This window comes from Pseudomonas extremaustralis (assembly GCF_900102035.1).
Taxonomy (GTDB): Bacteria; Pseudomonadota; Gammaproteobacteria; order Pseudomonadales; family Pseudomonadaceae; genus Aquipseudomonas; species Aquipseudomonas extremaustralis.
Window position 1 is genome coordinate 4,054,021 of record NZ_LT629689.1, and the last position, 14,685, is coordinate 4,068,705.

Below are 14,685 nucleotides of genomic sequence, written 5' to 3' on the forward strand. Positions count from 1 at the left end.
ATGAGCGCTTATCTGCATTGTTTGTCTCACACGCCGTTGGTGGGCTACGTCGACCCTGAACCGCACGTGCTGGTCGAAGTCGACGGCGTGATCGCCGAGGCGCGCGAGCGCATCGCCCGCTTCGACCCAGAGTTGGTGGTGCTGTTCGGCCCCGACCATTACAACGGCTTTTTCTACGACGTCATGCCGGCCTTTTGCATTGGCATGGCGGCCGACGCCATCGGTGATTTCAACACCGCCGCCGGCCCTCTGGACGTGCCTAAAACACTGGCCGAATCCTGCGCCCAGGCGGTGCTGGAGGCCGGTGTCGACACTGCGGTGTCGTATCGCATGCAGGTCGACCATGGGTTCGCCCAACCCCTGGAGCTGTTGCTCGGCGGCTTGCACAAATGCCCGGTGATCCCGGTGTTCATCAACTGCGTGGCCGTGCCGCTGCCTGGCTTCAAACGTGCCCGGCTGCTGGGCGAGGCGATTGGCCAATGGGCGAAATCGCTGGATAAACGCGTGCTGTTCCTGGCCTCCGGCGGCTTGTCCCATCAACCGCCGGTACCGGAACTGGCCAAGGTCGATGCGCGGATGGCCGACCGCCTGATGGGCAGCGGCCGCCAGCTTCCTGCCGACGAACGACAGGCCCGGCAGAACCGGGTCATTCAAGCCGCCCGTGTCTTCGTCGAAGACCCGTACAGCCTGCACCCGCTGAACCCGACGTGGGACCAGCAGTTTCTCGACACCCTCCAACAGGCCCGCATGAGCGACCTCGACAGCCTGGGTAACGACGCATTGTCGGCGCTGGCCGGCAAGTCGACCCATGAAGTCAAAACCTGGGTCGCCGCCTTCGCCGCCCTGAGTGCCTTCGGCCCGTACCGGACCGAGGGTCGTTACTACCGCCCGATTCCCGAATGGATTGCAGGCTTCGGTGCGCTTGGCGCACAGCCGCTGAACCATCACCCATGAATTCAAGGAACACTGCCATGACAGCCACTGCATTCAGTGAAGCTTCCACCAGCCGCTTTGCCCGTATCAAGGAAGGCGACCTGGACCTGCAACTGCACTACAACGACCTTGGCGAAGGTGCCGAAACCGTGGTCATGCTGCACGGCTCCGGGCCGGGCGCGAGCGGCTGGGCCAACTTCAATCGCAATATCGAGCCGCTGGTTAACGCCGGTTTTCGCGTGATCCTGATGGACTGCCCCGGCTGGAGCAAAAGCGACACGATCGTCAGCGAAGGCTCGCGCTCGAACCTCAATGCCCAAGCGCTCAAGGGCCTGCTCGATGTGCTGAAGCTTACGCGCGTGCACATCATCGGCAACTCGATGGGGGCCCACAGCACCGTCGCCTTCGCCCTGGAATACCCTGAGCGGATCGGCAAACTGATCCTGATGGGCGGCGGCACCGGCGGCCCGAGCGCCTTCGTTCCCCAGCCCACCGAAGGCATCAAACTGATCGGCGCGCTGTACCGCGACCCGACCATCGAGAACTTGAAGAAGATGATGAACGTCTTCGTTTTCGATGCCAGCGGCCTCACCGACGAACTGTTCCAGACCCGCCTGGACAACATCCTGTCGCGCCGCGATCACCTGGAAAACTTCGTCAAGAGCAGCACCCTCAATCCCAAGCAATTCCCGGATTTCAGCCACCGCCTGCACGAGATCAACGCCGACACCCTGCTCGTCTGGGGTCGCGAGGACCGCTTCGTGCCGATGGACACCGGCTTGCGCCTGCTGGCCGGCCTGCCGAGGGCGCAACTGCATGTGTTCAACCGCTGCGGTCACTGGGCGCAGTGGGAACACGCCGACAAGTTCAACCGCATGGTCCTGGACTTCCTGACCCACTGATCATCGAGGCTGACATGCACCTGACTCAAGACACCCTGCAACAACTCGCCGCCGATCTGCGCCAGGCCGAAGCCCACGGTGAAGCCATCGCGCCGCTGCGCGAGCAGATCGGTGAAGACAACGCCGAAGCCGCATACGCCATCCAGCGCCTCAACGTCGACCACGGTGTGGCCAATGGGCGCCGCGTGGTGGGCCGCAAGATCGGCCTGACCAACCCCAAGGTCCAGACCCAACTGGGCGTGGACCAGCCGGACTTCGGTACGCTGTTTGCCGACATGTGCTACGGCGACAACCAAACCGTGCCCGTCGGCCGCGTACTGCAACCGAAGATCGAGGCTGAAATCGCCCTGATCCTCGAGCGCGACCTGCCTCGCGCCGACACCACATTCGCCGATGTGATGGCGGCCACCGGCTGGGTCGTCCCGGCCCTGGAAATCGTCGGCAGTCGGGTCCAGGGCTGGAACATCCGTTTCGTCGATACCGTGGCTGACAACGCGTCCAGCGGTTGCTTCGTCCTCGGCGGCCCGGCGCGACGTCTCGATGGGCTCGACCTGCGCCAAGCCAGAATGCGCATGACCCGCAATGGTGAAGACGTGTCCAGCGGCAGCGGTGCCGAATGCCTCGGCCATCCGCTCAATGCGGCGGTCTGGCTGGCTTGCACCATGGCGCGCCTGGGCGATCCGCTGCGGGCCGGCGACATCATTCTCACCGGCGCGCTGGGGCCCATGGTGGCGGTAGCCGCCGGTGATCGGTTCGAGGCCGAAATCGACGGCATCGGCCGCGTCGGTGTGAATTTCTCGGTAGACAGTAGCGCCGAGTGATCGGCGACTTGCGTGCACATGAGGCAACCATAATGAAGAAACTCAAAGTCGCCATCATCGGCTCCGGCAACATCGGCACCGACCTGATGATCAAGATCCTGCGCAACGCCAAGCATCTGGAAATGGCGGTGATGGTCGGCATCGACCCGGCCTCCGACGGTTTGGCCCGCGCCCAGCGCATGGGCGTGGCCACCACCCACGAAGGCGTCGAAGGCCTGACCCGCATGGACGTGTTCAAGGACATCGACTTCGTTTTCGATGCCACTTCGGCCGGCGCCCATGTGAAGAACGATGCGTTCCTGCGCGCGATCAAGCCCGGTATCCGCCTGATCGACCTGACCCCCGCAGCCATCGGCCCGTACTGCGTGCCGGTGGTGAACCTGGAGCAGAATCTGGAGCAGCTCAACGTCAACATGGTCACCTGCGGCGGCCAGGCGACCATTCCGATGGTTGCGGCGGTGTCGCGGGTGGCCAAGGTGCACTACGCCGAAATCGTCGCGTCGATCGCGAGCAAATCCGCCGGCCCCGGCACCCGCGCCAACATCGATGAATTCACCGAGACCACCTCCAAGGCCATCGAAGTGATCGGCGGCGCGGCCAAGGGCAAGGCGATCATCGTGATGAACCCCGCCGAGCCGCCGTTGATCATGCGTGACACGGTGTTCGTGCTGTCCGAAGCGGCCGATCAAGCGTTGGTCGAAGCTTCCATCGTCGAGATGGCCGCCGCCGTGCAGGCCTATGTGCCGGGCTATCGCCTCAAGCAACAGGTGCAGTTCGACGTGATCCCGGCAGACGCGCCGTTGAACATCCCCGGCCTGGGCAAATTCTCCGGCCTGAAAACCTCGGTGTTCCTCGAAGTCGAAGGCGCCGCCCATTACCTGCCAGCCTACGCCGGCAACCTCGACATCATGACCTCCGCAGCCTTGGCCACCGCCGAGCGCATGGCGCAGTCGATGCAACAGGCCTGAGGAGAGCGACATGAACGGTAAGAAAATCTACATCTCCGACGTGACCCTGCGCGACGGCAGCCATGCGGTGCGTCATCAGTATTCCCTGCAAAACGTGCAGGACATCGCCCGCGCCCTCGACAAAGCCAAGGTCGACTCGATCGAAGTCGCCCACGGCGATGGCCTGCAAGGGTCGAGCTTCAACTATGGCTTCGCCGCGCACACCGACCTGGAATGGATCGAAGCCGCCGCCGACGTAATCAGCCACGCCAAGATCACCACGCTGTTGCTGCCCGGTATCGGCACCGTGCACGACCTCAAGGCCGCCTACAACGCCGGCGCCCGCGTGGTGCGCATCGCCACCCATTGCACCGAGGCCGATGTGTCGAAACAGCACATCGAATACGCCCGTGAACTGGGCATGGACACCGTCGGCTTCCTGATGATGAGTCACATGATCCCCGCCGAGCAGCTCGCCGCCCAAGCCAAGCTGATGGAAAGCTACGGCGCCACCTGCGTGTACATGGCCGACTCCGGTGGCGCGATGAACATGCAGGACATCCGCGACCGCTTCCGCGCGTTCAAAGCCGTACTCAAACCGGAAACCGAAACCGGCATGCACGCCCACCACAACCTGAGCCTCGGCGTGGCCAACTCGATCACCGCCGTCGAAGAAGGCTGCGACCGCATCGACGCCAGCCTCGCCGGCATGGGCGCCGGCGCCGGCAACGCGCCGCTGGAAGTGTTCATCGCCGCCGCCGAACGCTTGGGCTGGAACCACGGCACCGACCTCTACACCTTGATGGACGCGGCGGACGACATCGTGCGCCCGCTGCAAGACCGCCCGGTGCGGGTCGACCGCGAGTCCCTGGCGCTGGGGTATGCCGGGGTGTATTCGAGCTTCCTGCGCCATGCCGAAATCGCGGCGGCCAAGTATGGCCTCAAGACCGTGGACATCCTTGTCGAGCTGGGCAAGCGCCGCATGGTCGGCGGCCAGGAAGACATGATTGTCGACGTGGCCCTGGATCTGCTCAACCGCTGAAACGCTGAACCGTGCATCCCCCCGGCCGGTCGCCCACGCAGCGACCGGACGGGTTTGCTTTGCCCATTACAACAATAAAACGGGTATTTCCCATGACATCGCTAAACGTGCTGACACCGTTATACATGGCGCGGACCATCGGTCTGTGCTTCCTCGTCGCCCTGATGGAAGGCCTCGACCTGCAAGCGTCGGGGATCGCCGCGCAAGGCATGGCGGCGGCGTTCCAACTGGATAAGTTACACATGGGCTGGGTCTTCAGCGCCGGCATTTTCGGCCTGCTGCCCGGTGCATTCCTCGGCGGTTTGCTGGCTGATCGAATCGGCCGTAAACGGGTGTTGATGGCGTCGGTGGCCCTGTTCGGGTTGTTCTCGCTGGTCACGACCATGGCCTGGGACTTCAACAGCCTGTTGATTGCCCGTTGCCTCACTGGCGTCGGCCTGGGTGCCGCACTGCCCAACCTGATCGCCCTGAGCAGTGAAGTCGCCGGCCCGCGCCTGCGTGGCACCGCCGTGAGCCTGATGTATTGCGGCGTGCCCCTGGGCGCTGCACTCGCGGCAGGCATTGGCATCGCCCAACTGGCCAGTGGCTGGCAAGTGGTGTTCTACGTCGGCGGCATCGTGCCATTGCTGATCGTGCCGATGCTGGGCCTTTATCTGCCGGAATCCGCAGCGTTTCGCAGCGTGCGCGATGCCGCTCCGATTGGTGTGGTCAGCGGCCTGTTCCGCAACGGCGCGGCATTGCCGACCGCGATGATCTGGGTCAGCTACTTCTTTACGCTCATGGTGGTTTACATCCTGATCAACTGGCTGCCGAGCCTGTTGATCGGCCAAGGCTTCAGCGGCGCCCAAGCAAGCTGGGTGATGCTGGCGCTGCAATTCGGCGCGGCGGCAGGCACGTTGTTGCTGGGCTGGGTCATGGATCGTCTGCCGGCCTGGGCGTTATCGGCCCTGATTTACCTCGGCATTCTCGCGTCGCTGACGGCCCTGGGCATCGCCACCCAACTGCAAAGCATGCTGGTAGCCGGCTTCGTCGCCGGCTTCTTCGCTACGGGCGGGCAATGTGTGCTGTACGCCTTGGCACCGCATTTCTATCGTCCGTCGATTCGCGCCACGGGTGTCGGCAGCGCCGTCGCCATCGGCCGGCTGGGCGCGATGAGCGGCCCGTTGGTGGCCGGCAAGATGCTCGCCCTGGGCACTGGCACCACCGGCGTGATGATGGCCTCGGCACCGGGCATCGTCATGGCCGCGCTGGCGGTGTTTTACCTGTCGGTACGCCGCAACCGCTCCCCGGAGGACTGACCTCCGACCCGCACTGCCCCCTCGCGTCGTGATGGCGCGGGGGTTATCCCAACAACAATAAAAGTGAACACTGCCATGCTCAGGAATTCTCTTCGGGCCTTCAGCGCCTGCACCTGCGTTTTGTCCATTGGCCAAGCGTGCGCCGCCGGTTTCGTCGACGACAGCCATGCCGACTTGCAGATACGCAACTATTACTTCGATCGCAACTACGTGAACGCGACGCCCCAGGCGGCGGCTCGCGAGTGGGCGCAAGGCTTCATCCTCAACGTGCGCTCGGGTTACACCGAAGGGCCTGTAGGCTTCGGTCTGGACGCCCAGGGTTTGTTGGGGGTTCGCCTGGACTCCTCGCCCGATCGCACCGGAACCGGCCTGCTGCCGTACAACCCCACGACCCACGAACCGGCCAGCGAATATTCGGAGCTGGGCCTGACCGGCAAGGTCCGGGCCTCCAAGAGCGAGTTGCAACTGGGCACCATCAGCACCTTTTTGCCCATCGCCTTCGCCAGCCCGACCCGCCTGCTGCCGCAGACCTTCCGTGGCGCGTATCTGAAATCCCAGGAAATCGACGACCTGACGCTGCACCTCGGCTGGCTCGATCGTATCAACCTGCGCGACTCCACCAACTATCAAAAAATGTCGGTGGCTTCGCCCAACGGACGCTTCAAGGGCGCCGCCGAGTCGGACCGGTTTTCCTTTGTCGGTGGGGACTATGCCTGGTCGCCCCAACTGACGCTGAAGTACTACCACGCCGAACTGGCTGATCTGTATCGCAAAGACTTCTATGGTTTTGTCGACAACCACCCGATCGGGCCCGGCAGCCTCAAGAGCGACTTTCGCCTGTTTGTCACCGGCGAGGATGGCGCGGCCAAAGCCGGCCCGGTGGACAATCGCAACGCCGCGCTGATGCTGACGTACAGCCTCGGCGCCCACAAATTCGGCGCCGGCTACATGCAACTGACCGGCAAGACCGCCATGCCGTATCTGTTCGGCACAGAGCCATTGGTCATCACCGAAGGCACGCTGAGCTCGGAGTTTCTCAACCCCAAGGAGCGTAGTTGGCAGGTGCGCTATGACTACAACTTTGCCGCTCTGGGCCTGACCGGCCTTAACGGCATGCTGCGCTACGTCAGTGGCGACAACATCGAGTTGCCCAAACTGGGCGGCAGCAATCTGAAAGAAAGCGAAAAAGACATCGAGCTCAACTACGTGCTTCAGGGCACGCCCCTCAAAGGCCTGGTGCTGCGCGTGCGCAACGCATGGTACCGCAATGACTTCACCGCCCAGGCCAGCCATCGCGATGACAATGAGCTACGGGTGAACGTCGACTACACCTGGAAGCTCTGGTGAGGCACTGGCGATAATCGCCTCGCAGGCCGAGCGCAATGCCGGCCTGCAGCGGTGTTTTTCGACGCAAAAGTCCGACCTGGGCCACTCAGCCCAGATGGCAAAAAGTTGCACAGTAAAAAGCTGAAAAACCACCCCTAAATCCTCTGTAGCCCTTGATTTACAAGGGCTGCAACCAAATGCGCAAGAAGTTGCACAGCACTGTGCAACTTCTTGCGCACTTTTTCCCCTTTTTTCGCTGAAAAAAGCTGTTTTCCCCGCCTGAGTTTCGATAACTAATTGTTTTATATGGCAATTATTCTTATTGGCACGCTGTTTAATATGAAGACTCTCCCCAACGGGCAATTTCGCCCCTTGGGTACCTTCATTTTTCAAGCAAGGAGCACCTCCATGGCAACCCCCGCTTACATGTCCATCACCGGCACCAAACAAGGCCTGATCACCGCCGGGGCCTTCACCGCCGATTCAGTGGGCAACACCTATCAGGAAGGCCACGAAGACCAGGTCATGGTCCAGGGCTTCAGTCACGAAGTGATCATCCCGCGTGATCCGCAGTCCGGCCAACCCACCGGTCAGCGCGTGCACAAGCCCGTCAAGATCACCAAGGTCTTCGACAAATCCTCGCCGCTGCTGCTGGCGGCCCTGACCTCCGGCGAACGCCTGAGCGAAATCACCATCCAGTGGTACCGCACCTCGGCGGCCGGCACCCAGGAGCACTACTTCACCACCAAGCTCGAGGACGCAATCATCGTCGATATCAAAGACCACATGCACAACTGCCAGGACCCGGCGAACGCGCACTTCACCCACCTGGAGGATGTCGCGTTCACCTACCGCAAAATCACCTGGACCCACGAAGTGTCCGGCACTTCGGGCTCTGATGACTGGCGCGCGCCGGTCGTTGCCTAAGCCTGGCTGACCCCTGCGGGACATCGGCCAGTGCGGCTGGCCGATGTTGTTTTTTCGCTGCATGACAGAAGGAAAAAAGGATGTTCGCACCGGCCAACCAGACCCACTTCAGCCTCACCCTCGAAGACTTCACCGGCGACCTGCAAGTGCTGTCGTTCACCGGCACCGAAGGCATCAGCCAACCCTATCGCTTCGACGTCGAACTGGTCAGCGAAAAAGCCGACATCGACCTGGAAAAACTCCTGCACAAGCGGGCATTCCTGGCCTTCGACCCACAAGGCCACGGCGTACACGGCCAGGTCTACCGTGTCGCCCAAGGCGATGCCGGTAAGCGCCTGAGTCGCTACAGCCTCTCTCTGGTGCCACACCTGCAATACCTGCATCACCGCACCAACCAACGTATTTATCAGCAGATGTCGGCGCCGCAGATCATCGCCTTGATCCTCGAAGAGCACGGCATCCAAGGCGACGCCTACCGCTTCCACCTCGGCCAGCCGTGCCCGGACCGCGATTACTGCGTGCAATACGACGAAACCGATCTGCATTTCATCCAGCGCCTGTGTGAAGAAGAAGGCGTGCACTACCACTTCCAGCACAGCACCCGCGGCCACGTCTTGGTGTTCGGCGACGACCAGACCGTCTTTCCCAGACTCGGCCAACCCACCGCCTACATCCAAGGCAGCGGCCTGGTGGCCGACGAACCGGTGATCAAAGGCTTCAGCGTGCGCCTGGCCGCCCGCACCGGTCGCGTGACCCGTCGCGACTACGACTTTGAAAAGCCCAAACTGCAACTCGAGGCCGACTACAAATCCCACGGCGATGATCCCGGCCCCGACCTTGAAGACTACGACTACCCCGGCCGCTTTCTCACACGCGACCGTGGCAACGTCCTCAGCCAACGCGCCGTCGAGCGCCACCGTGCCGACTATCAACAGGCAGAAGGCTGGGGCGACCAGACCACACTGACCAGTGGCCACTTCCTGCAACTCTCCGATCACCCACGTAAAGCCTGGAACGACCTGTGGCTGCTGACCGAGGTTTTTCATGAAGGCAAACAGCCCCAAGTCCTAGAAGAATCCATCACCAGCGGCACCACCGAGGACGATTTCCACCAGGGCTACCGCAACCGTTTTCTCGCCACGCCGTGGGACGTGTTCTACCGCCCACCGCTGAACCATCCCAAACCACGCATCCTCGGCAGCCAAAGCGCCGTGGTCACCGGCCCCCAAGGCGAAGAGATCCACTGCGACGAATACGGTCGCGTCAAAGTGCAATTCCACTGGGACCGCGAAGGACGAGGCGACGACAAAAGCAGTTGCTGGCTGCGTGTTTCCAGCAGTTGGGCCGGCGCCCGCTACGGCGGCATCGCCATCCCCCGCGTCGGCATGGAAGTGCTGGTGACCTTCCTCGAAGGCGACCCCGACCAACCGCTGATCAGCGGTTGCCTGTACCACAAGACAAACCCCGCCCCCTACCCACTGCCGGCGAACAAAACCCGCACCGTGTTCAAAACCATGAGTTCACCCGGCGGCAGCGGCTTCAACGAACTGCGCATCGAAGACAAAAAAGGAGCGGAACAAATCTTCCTGCACGCCCAGCGCGATTGGGACGAAAACATCGAACACGACCAGAAAATCCGCGTCGGCAACGAACGCCACGACACCGTCGAGAAGAACGCCTACAGCGAATTCAAGGCCGAGGAACACCACACCGTCCACGCCGACCGCAAAGTCCAGGCGCGGGCAGACGACCACCTCACGGTGGCGATGAATCAGCACGTCAAGATCGGCGCGGGGCAGTTCGTCGAAGCGGGCCGGGAAATACATCTACGCAGCGGGCTGAAGGTAGTGGTGGAAGCGGGTAAGGAGCTGACGCTCAAGGCCGGCGGAAGTTTTATCAAAATCGATGGCAGCGGCGTGTGGGTCAGCGCGCCGGTGACGAAACTGAATTCCGGGGGCAGCCCTGGCAGTGGCACGGGGGCGGCGCCGTTGTTGCCGGGGCAGTTGAAGGCGGCGGATGCGCAAGTGCCGGGGCAACTGCTGGTGCCAGCGCAACGACAAGCCTTGATGCGTATGACGCCGCGCTGTGAGATTTGCGAGCAGACGGCGAAGGAACAAGAACAGAAGGACCGTACGAAGTGAACAACTCCCCACGCGCCAACTTTGTGTTGATGGATGGGGGGTTGCGACCCGACGCCATCAAACAGTTGTACCAACGCGGCGAACCACTTGAGGTCATACCGCTGTACATCGGCACGCGCTGGCAAGCGCTACAGGATTCGGGCCCCCTTCTGATCGCCCTGCAAGGCTCATCAGGCCTCATCAACGACATTCGCCAAAGCGCCTTTGAGCAAGCCGATGCCAGCCTGCTTTACAGCCGCGCGTCCATGCATGCCATTGCGGAGCATCTCAGGCGTTTTATCGCGCCGTCGGACGTACTGGGAGGCGATGGTTTGCTGCGGTTTGCCGACCCGCTGGTGACCCGCGCCTGGCTCGGCAGTTATCAGCGCGAGCACCTGGATGCGGTCCTGGGACCGATTGAAGCCTGGTACATCCCGGAAATCCACCACTCCTGGGAGCCTGCGCAGCCCTTTGAATGGCTAAGTGTGCTGCGCGCTGCCGCACCGCCTGAATGGGTAAATGCCTACGCCCAACTGGGAGAGGCCCAGTTGGCCGCGCTCGACCAAGCTGCCCGCTGGCGGTTTATGGAACGTGTGAACCGACGTCTTGAACAAAACCACCCAGCACTCATGGCCACGCTGGACAGCCGTACCCGCACGCAATGGTTCGCGCAACGGCTGGATGAAGCTGAAACCTGGGGCCTGTCCAGCGAACGCAGCCTGACCATCTGGACCGAGTACAGCCTGCGTTGGGGGCCAGGTTTCACCTTGCGTCCCAATACCCCCTATCAACAGTGGCTTGCCGGCACGCCCGGAGCCCTCAAGCGTGCTCCAGAGTTGCGTATCCAACAGATGGATAACGACTGCCTGGCCATCGAGATCAACGAGGAAGTGTGATGAGTCCACCCGCAACCCCCGCCCAACTCAGACAGGCCTACCGCAACCAGGAATTCCAGAACGTCTCCATGACCCGTGGCCAGTGCCCGTTGATGCAAAAGGAAGTGGCGATTTTCCCGGTGCGATATGCCCTGGATGAGTCACCGGAAAAAGGCAGCGCCCAAGGCCCCCATCCGCTGCCCGCCAACTGGTCCGGCAGTACCTTGCCGCCCTTGAAAAGCCGCAGTTACACCCTGCGCCAATTGCGCGACGGTTGGGTGTATGTGTGGGACAGCAGCGCCAAAACCCTGCATGAGTATGAGGTCCAGGGGGAAATGTTCATCCCTCACACCTGGCCCGACAACGACGACCCCGACCATCCGGGAGCGGCCCGTCCTTACCTGCTCTACCCCCGCGACAGCCAACTGCATATCGCCTATTCCCCCGTGCAATGGACCCTGCGCCTGTGCGAGCTGATACGCAGCCACGAACCCCAGCAGACCCAATGGATGCGCAAGGTCGACCTGCCGGCCTACTGCACCCAGGCCCACATCGACCACGGCGCGCCCATCACCGAACTGGGCGACAGCGTGGCGGACATCCTGGCCTGGGGCGAAACGGCCCCGACCTTCACCAGCACGCTGTTACCCACCCAGCCAACCAGCGCCGACGCGCCGTTCAAGCCGGCCTTCGAGGCCGCCCTCGTGCGCGGCAGGGTTCCGGCGCAGGACACCGCCCTGTTCGTCGCGCTGGACGACCCCTTGGCGCTGGTCGACGACCTGAACATGAACCTGATCGGGCGGCTCATGGAGCAAAGCCAGTTCGAGGCCCTGCACCAACACACCCTGCAAAGCGCCTTTGCCGTGCAGAACTTATGCGGCCTCGACGTCAAAGCATTGATTCCAAAGGCCATCACTGACCCCCTTCAACGCCAGGCCTACACCGACGACCTGTACATGCTGCTGGACGCCCATGATCAAGTACAGCGCGGCAAGGACCATGTCCCGGGCTTTGAATCCAACCTGGCCGAGTGGGCGGGCGCCTCGATCATGAGTGCTGCCCACCAACGTTTCATTGCCCGATGGGGAACACTGCCCGAGCCAACGGCCTGGCGCACCGCGCTCGATGAATGGTACGCCAGACGTTTGTGGCGCGAGGATGTGCGGTTCGATGAAGTGCAGCAGTACCTGAGCCAGACCACCCGCGAAGCCTTGCAGTTGCAGCAACATATCCAACGCAGTGAAGCCGACCTGATCACCTGGCTCGATCAACTGGCCCCCCACGCCGAAGCCGTCTACCACGACCCGTGCGAGGCCGGTCAAGCCAGCCTGTTGATGGAAACGGCCCACGCCCTCTACACCGCACTGGGTAACGCCGAGGCCGGGCAACAGTGGTTGTGCGCGCAAGCCGAAACGCCGACCCGCCTGTTTGGCCTGGCACTGTTCAACTTCAACCCGGAAATCGCCGCGTTGATCAGGCAAGTGACCCACAACTTCAGCGCCACCGGCAGCCTCGACGCCCTGGGCCGCGAGGGCGATGGCACTTCCCCAGCCCTGTCGCCCACCTCCGCCGGCGACGCCACCAGCCTCGCCACCCGCAGCACCGAAATCAAAGCCGTGTTCGACCTCGAGACGGTCAAGCACAGCGCGGTCTATCAGGCCATGAGCAGCGTCGCCAAAGCCACCATGAACACCCTGATCGACGTCGCCAACGACCACGCCCGCTATGCCTGGCACAGACTGAGCAGCGCGTTGTTACCGGCGATGAAACAGCACCTGGCACTGACCCTCGCCGCCACCCAGGTATTGTTCTCCACCGAAATCGCCAGCTCGACCCAACTGACCTTCAACCCCACCTACCAGCGCGACTTCCAGGCATGGCTGCGAGAAGTGAAAGCCTTGCACGACAAAATCGACATCGCCCGCCAAATCCTCAGCCGTCCCGGCCACGCCCACAACCACCGCACCGCGCGCCACGCCCTGCAAAACCACGAAGCGCAACTGAAAATCCTCTGGCTGGACCGCCCCAATCAAATCACCGCCAAAGCCTCCGGCAGCACACGCCTGGGTATCGACCCGTGGACAATCAACACATGGCTCGCCGACCTGGGGCCATCGGAAGTGAAGGCCCAACTGAAAGTAGCCGGAACCCACGCCTACAGCGTCCGCACCCACGCCTGGATAAACCAGAACCTGGGCAACGCCCTGCCGGTTTTACTGGTGGGCTTGAACCTGTGGAACCTGTTCGAAAGCGCGAACAACGCCGCGAACGACGGGCGGTTTACGGCACAAGAATGGCGGGTGATGGGCGCGAATGCGGCGTATACGGCGAACGCGATTGCGGCGTTGTGGGTGGGGCCGGCTTGGAGTCGGGCGGGGAAGATGGTGGCTGAGGCTGGTAGTAAGACTTTTAGTCTGGCTCAAGCGGGATATACCGAATGGTTAAACGAAGCCAAAGCAGCTTCACGTGGTAGCGCTCAAGCGGCGGTTGCGAACGAGTTTGCAGCAGCCTCGAAAGGATTGATTTTACGGACTGTGACTTGGGCGGCTTTTGGGGCGATTGCGGCGGGGTTGGAGGCTTGGCAGATTTCCGAGGATGCCAGCTCGGCCACCAGTGAAGAGGAAAACACATTACTTTGGGCGAAGTTCGGTGTGGTGTTCGGAATGTCTTTTATTGCTACAGGCCAACTCGCCGGTGCAGTCCTGGGCACTTTGTTCAGCTTCTCCTGGGTGATGTCCACCCCCGTGGTTATCATCGTGGCAGTTCTCGGAATTGCCTATTTGCTGATCTCCATGGAGGCCAACCGCTACAAACGCGAAGGGCTGCGCCTATGGTTATACCGCTGCAATTGGGGACGCGGAGCAGAACCTAAATGGCTGGGCGACGAGGGGCATAAAAAACAGACGTACGCCTTACTGGAAACCCTGCAACGCCCCAGCGTTTTGGCAAGAGCCTTGTATCACGGTGGCGGTAGTACGCCGAGAAAATGGCTGGGGTTCTGGGTCCAGATCCAGTTGCCTATTGCGGTGGCGGGCGAAGAAGTGACCTTGCAACCAGCCATGATCGAGACCACGTTTTTGCGTTCCGAGAATAGGCTGCGAGCCATGCCCATTGGTTTTTACGAACAATTTCTCAATGGCAATTGGGTTGATCCAACACAGCTTGGACAACTGCCCAACGGCCCCGGCGGCAAACCCAATCCGGCCGATTTCACTTATACCAAAACCGAACAACACCGACTTTGGCAAGTGTGGATTGGCACACCTATAGACGATCCCATCCTTGAACTCGAGATCAAGTATCCGCCTGGGGTGCTTCAACGAGGGGATGGCCGCGGTTATATATTTCGGGTGGCGCTTGGATGGTCCACAAGTGAAGCAGACCGGCTTAACACTGCCTTTAGTGGTGAACTAAAAGAAGAAGATGGCATTGTACTTAGCCAAAAAGCGACACAGCCACTAAAACTAATCCCTCCAGAAAAACCAATTAAATGA

At 61.8% G+C, this 14,685-nt stretch carries 12 protein-coding genes; 11 read left to right on the plus strand and 1 reads right to left on the minus strand.

All coding sequences use genetic code 11. The features are described from left to right. The 7 genes from mhpB (at position 1) to BLR63_RS18800 (ending at position 7,290) form a co-directional block, all read left to right on the plus strand. A complete protein-coding gene (gene mhpB / locus BLR63_RS18770; protein ID WP_010565636.1) occupies positions 1-954 on the plus strand; it encodes a 3-carboxyethylcatechol 2,3-dioxygenase in 954 nt (317 codons plus the stop codon). Between the two features lie 17 nt (positions 955-971). Then, positions 972-1,835 carry an alpha/beta fold hydrolase gene (locus tag BLR63_RS18775; protein ID WP_010565637.1) on the plus strand — a complete coding sequence of 288 codons (864 nt, stop codon included), beginning with the start codon at positions 972-974 and terminating at the stop codon, positions 1,833-1,835. A gap of 14 nt (positions 1,836-1,849) precedes the next feature. Beyond that, the gene (gene mhpD, locus BLR63_RS18780; protein WP_010565638.1) at positions 1,850-2,656 is read left to right on the plus strand and encodes a 2-keto-4-pentenoate hydratase; all 807 of its coding nucleotides are present in this window, start codon (positions 1,850-1,852) and stop codon (positions 2,654-2,656) included. 32 nt (positions 2,657-2,688) lie between these two features. After that, entirely contained in the window at positions 2,689-3,624 is a 936-nt protein-coding gene (locus BLR63_RS18785) for an acetaldehyde dehydrogenase (acetylating) (protein WP_083365960.1), read from the plus strand. A 10-nt stretch (positions 3,625-3,634) separates the two neighbouring features. Then, complete coding sequence (gene dmpG, locus BLR63_RS18790) at positions 3,635-4,645, plus strand: 4-hydroxy-2-oxovalerate aldolase (protein ID WP_083365961.1); 1,011 nt, start codon at positions 3,635-3,637, stop codon at positions 4,643-4,645. A gap of 92 nt (positions 4,646-4,737) precedes the next feature. Further along, positions 4,738-5,943 (plus strand): 3-(3-hydroxy-phenyl)propionate transporter MhpT, encoded by a 1,206-nt coding sequence (gene mhpT, locus BLR63_RS18795; protein ID WP_042947935.1) that lies wholly within the window; start codon positions 4,738-4,740, stop codon positions 5,941-5,943. 75 nt (positions 5,944-6,018) lie between these two features. Next, positions 6,019-7,290, plus strand: a complete 1,272-nt coding sequence (locus BLR63_RS18800; protein WP_042947933.1) for an OprD family porin — start codon at positions 6,019-6,021, stop codon at positions 7,288-7,290. Here the strand turns inward: BLR63_RS18800 and BLR63_RS31270 are convergent. After that, positions 7,252-7,662 carry a hypothetical protein gene (locus BLR63_RS31270; protein ID WP_130926184.1) on the minus strand — a complete coding sequence of 137 codons (411 nt, stop codon included), beginning with the start codon at positions 7,660-7,662 and terminating at the stop codon, positions 7,252-7,254. The two genes, BLR63_RS18800 and BLR63_RS31270, sit on opposite strands and share 39 nt — an antisense overlap. Positions 7,663-7,677: 15 nt before the next feature. Here BLR63_RS31270 and BLR63_RS18805 point away from each other — a divergent pair, with 15 nt between their 5' ends. The 4 genes from BLR63_RS18805 (at position 7,678) to BLR63_RS18820 (ending at position 14,685) form a co-directional block, all read left to right on the plus strand. Then, on the plus strand, positions 7,678-8,196 hold the full coding sequence (locus tag BLR63_RS18805; RefSeq protein ID WP_010563421.1) for an Hcp family type VI secretion system effector: 519 nt from the start codon (positions 7,678-7,680) through the stop codon (positions 8,194-8,196). A gap of 80 nt (positions 8,197-8,276) precedes the next feature. Beyond that, positions 8,277-10,337, plus strand: a complete 2,061-nt coding sequence (gene tssI / locus BLR63_RS18810; RefSeq protein WP_010568049.1) for a type VI secretion system Vgr family protein — start codon at positions 8,277-8,279, stop codon at positions 10,335-10,337. After that, positions 10,334-11,212, plus strand: a complete 879-nt coding sequence (locus BLR63_RS18815) for a DUF4123 domain-containing protein (protein ID WP_010568048.1) — start codon at positions 10,334-10,336, stop codon at positions 11,210-11,212. Before tssI ends, BLR63_RS18815 begins: the two co-directional genes overlap by 4 nt. Further along, a complete protein-coding gene (locus tag BLR63_RS18820) occupies positions 11,212-14,685 on the plus strand; it encodes a T6SS effector BTH_I2691 family protein (RefSeq protein ID WP_083365962.1) in 3,474 nt (1,157 codons plus the stop codon). The genes BLR63_RS18815 and BLR63_RS18820 overlap by 1 nt, the downstream gene beginning before the upstream one ends.

What these genes read in the sequence shown, in the direction of transcription:
- mhpB (WP_010565636.1), top strand. Translation starts at nt 1, where the DNA reads ATGAGCGCTTATCTGCATTGTTTGTCTCACACGCCGTTGGTGGGCTAC.
- mhpD (WP_010565638.1), top strand. Translation starts at nt 1,850, where the DNA reads ATGCACCTGACTCAAGACACCCTGCAACAACTCGCCGCCGATCTGCGC.
- BLR63_RS18785 (WP_083365960.1), top strand. Translation starts at nt 2,689, where the DNA reads ATGAAGAAACTCAAAGTCGCCATCATCGGCTCCGGCAACATCGGCACC.
- BLR63_RS18820 (WP_083365962.1), top strand. Translation starts at nt 11,212, where the DNA reads ATGAGTCCACCCGCAACCCCCGCCCAACTCAGACAGGCCTACCGCAAC.
- BLR63_RS18775 (WP_010565637.1), top strand. Translation starts at nt 972, where the DNA reads ATGACAGCCACTGCATTCAGTGAAGCTTCCACCAGCCGCTTTGCCCGT.
- dmpG (WP_083365961.1), top strand. Translation starts at nt 3,635, where the DNA reads ATGAACGGTAAGAAAATCTACATCTCCGACGTGACCCTGCGCGACGGC.
- BLR63_RS18805 (WP_010563421.1), top strand. Translation starts at nt 7,678, where the DNA reads ATGGCAACCCCCGCTTACATGTCCATCACCGGCACCAAACAAGGCCTG.
- tssI (WP_010568049.1), top strand. Translation starts at nt 8,277, where the DNA reads ATGTTCGCACCGGCCAACCAGACCCACTTCAGCCTCACCCTCGAAGAC.
- BLR63_RS18800 (WP_042947933.1), top strand. Translation starts at nt 6,019, where the DNA reads ATGCTCAGGAATTCTCTTCGGGCCTTCAGCGCCTGCACCTGCGTTTTG.
- mhpT (WP_042947935.1), top strand. Translation starts at nt 4,738, where the DNA reads ATGACATCGCTAAACGTGCTGACACCGTTATACATGGCGCGGACCATC.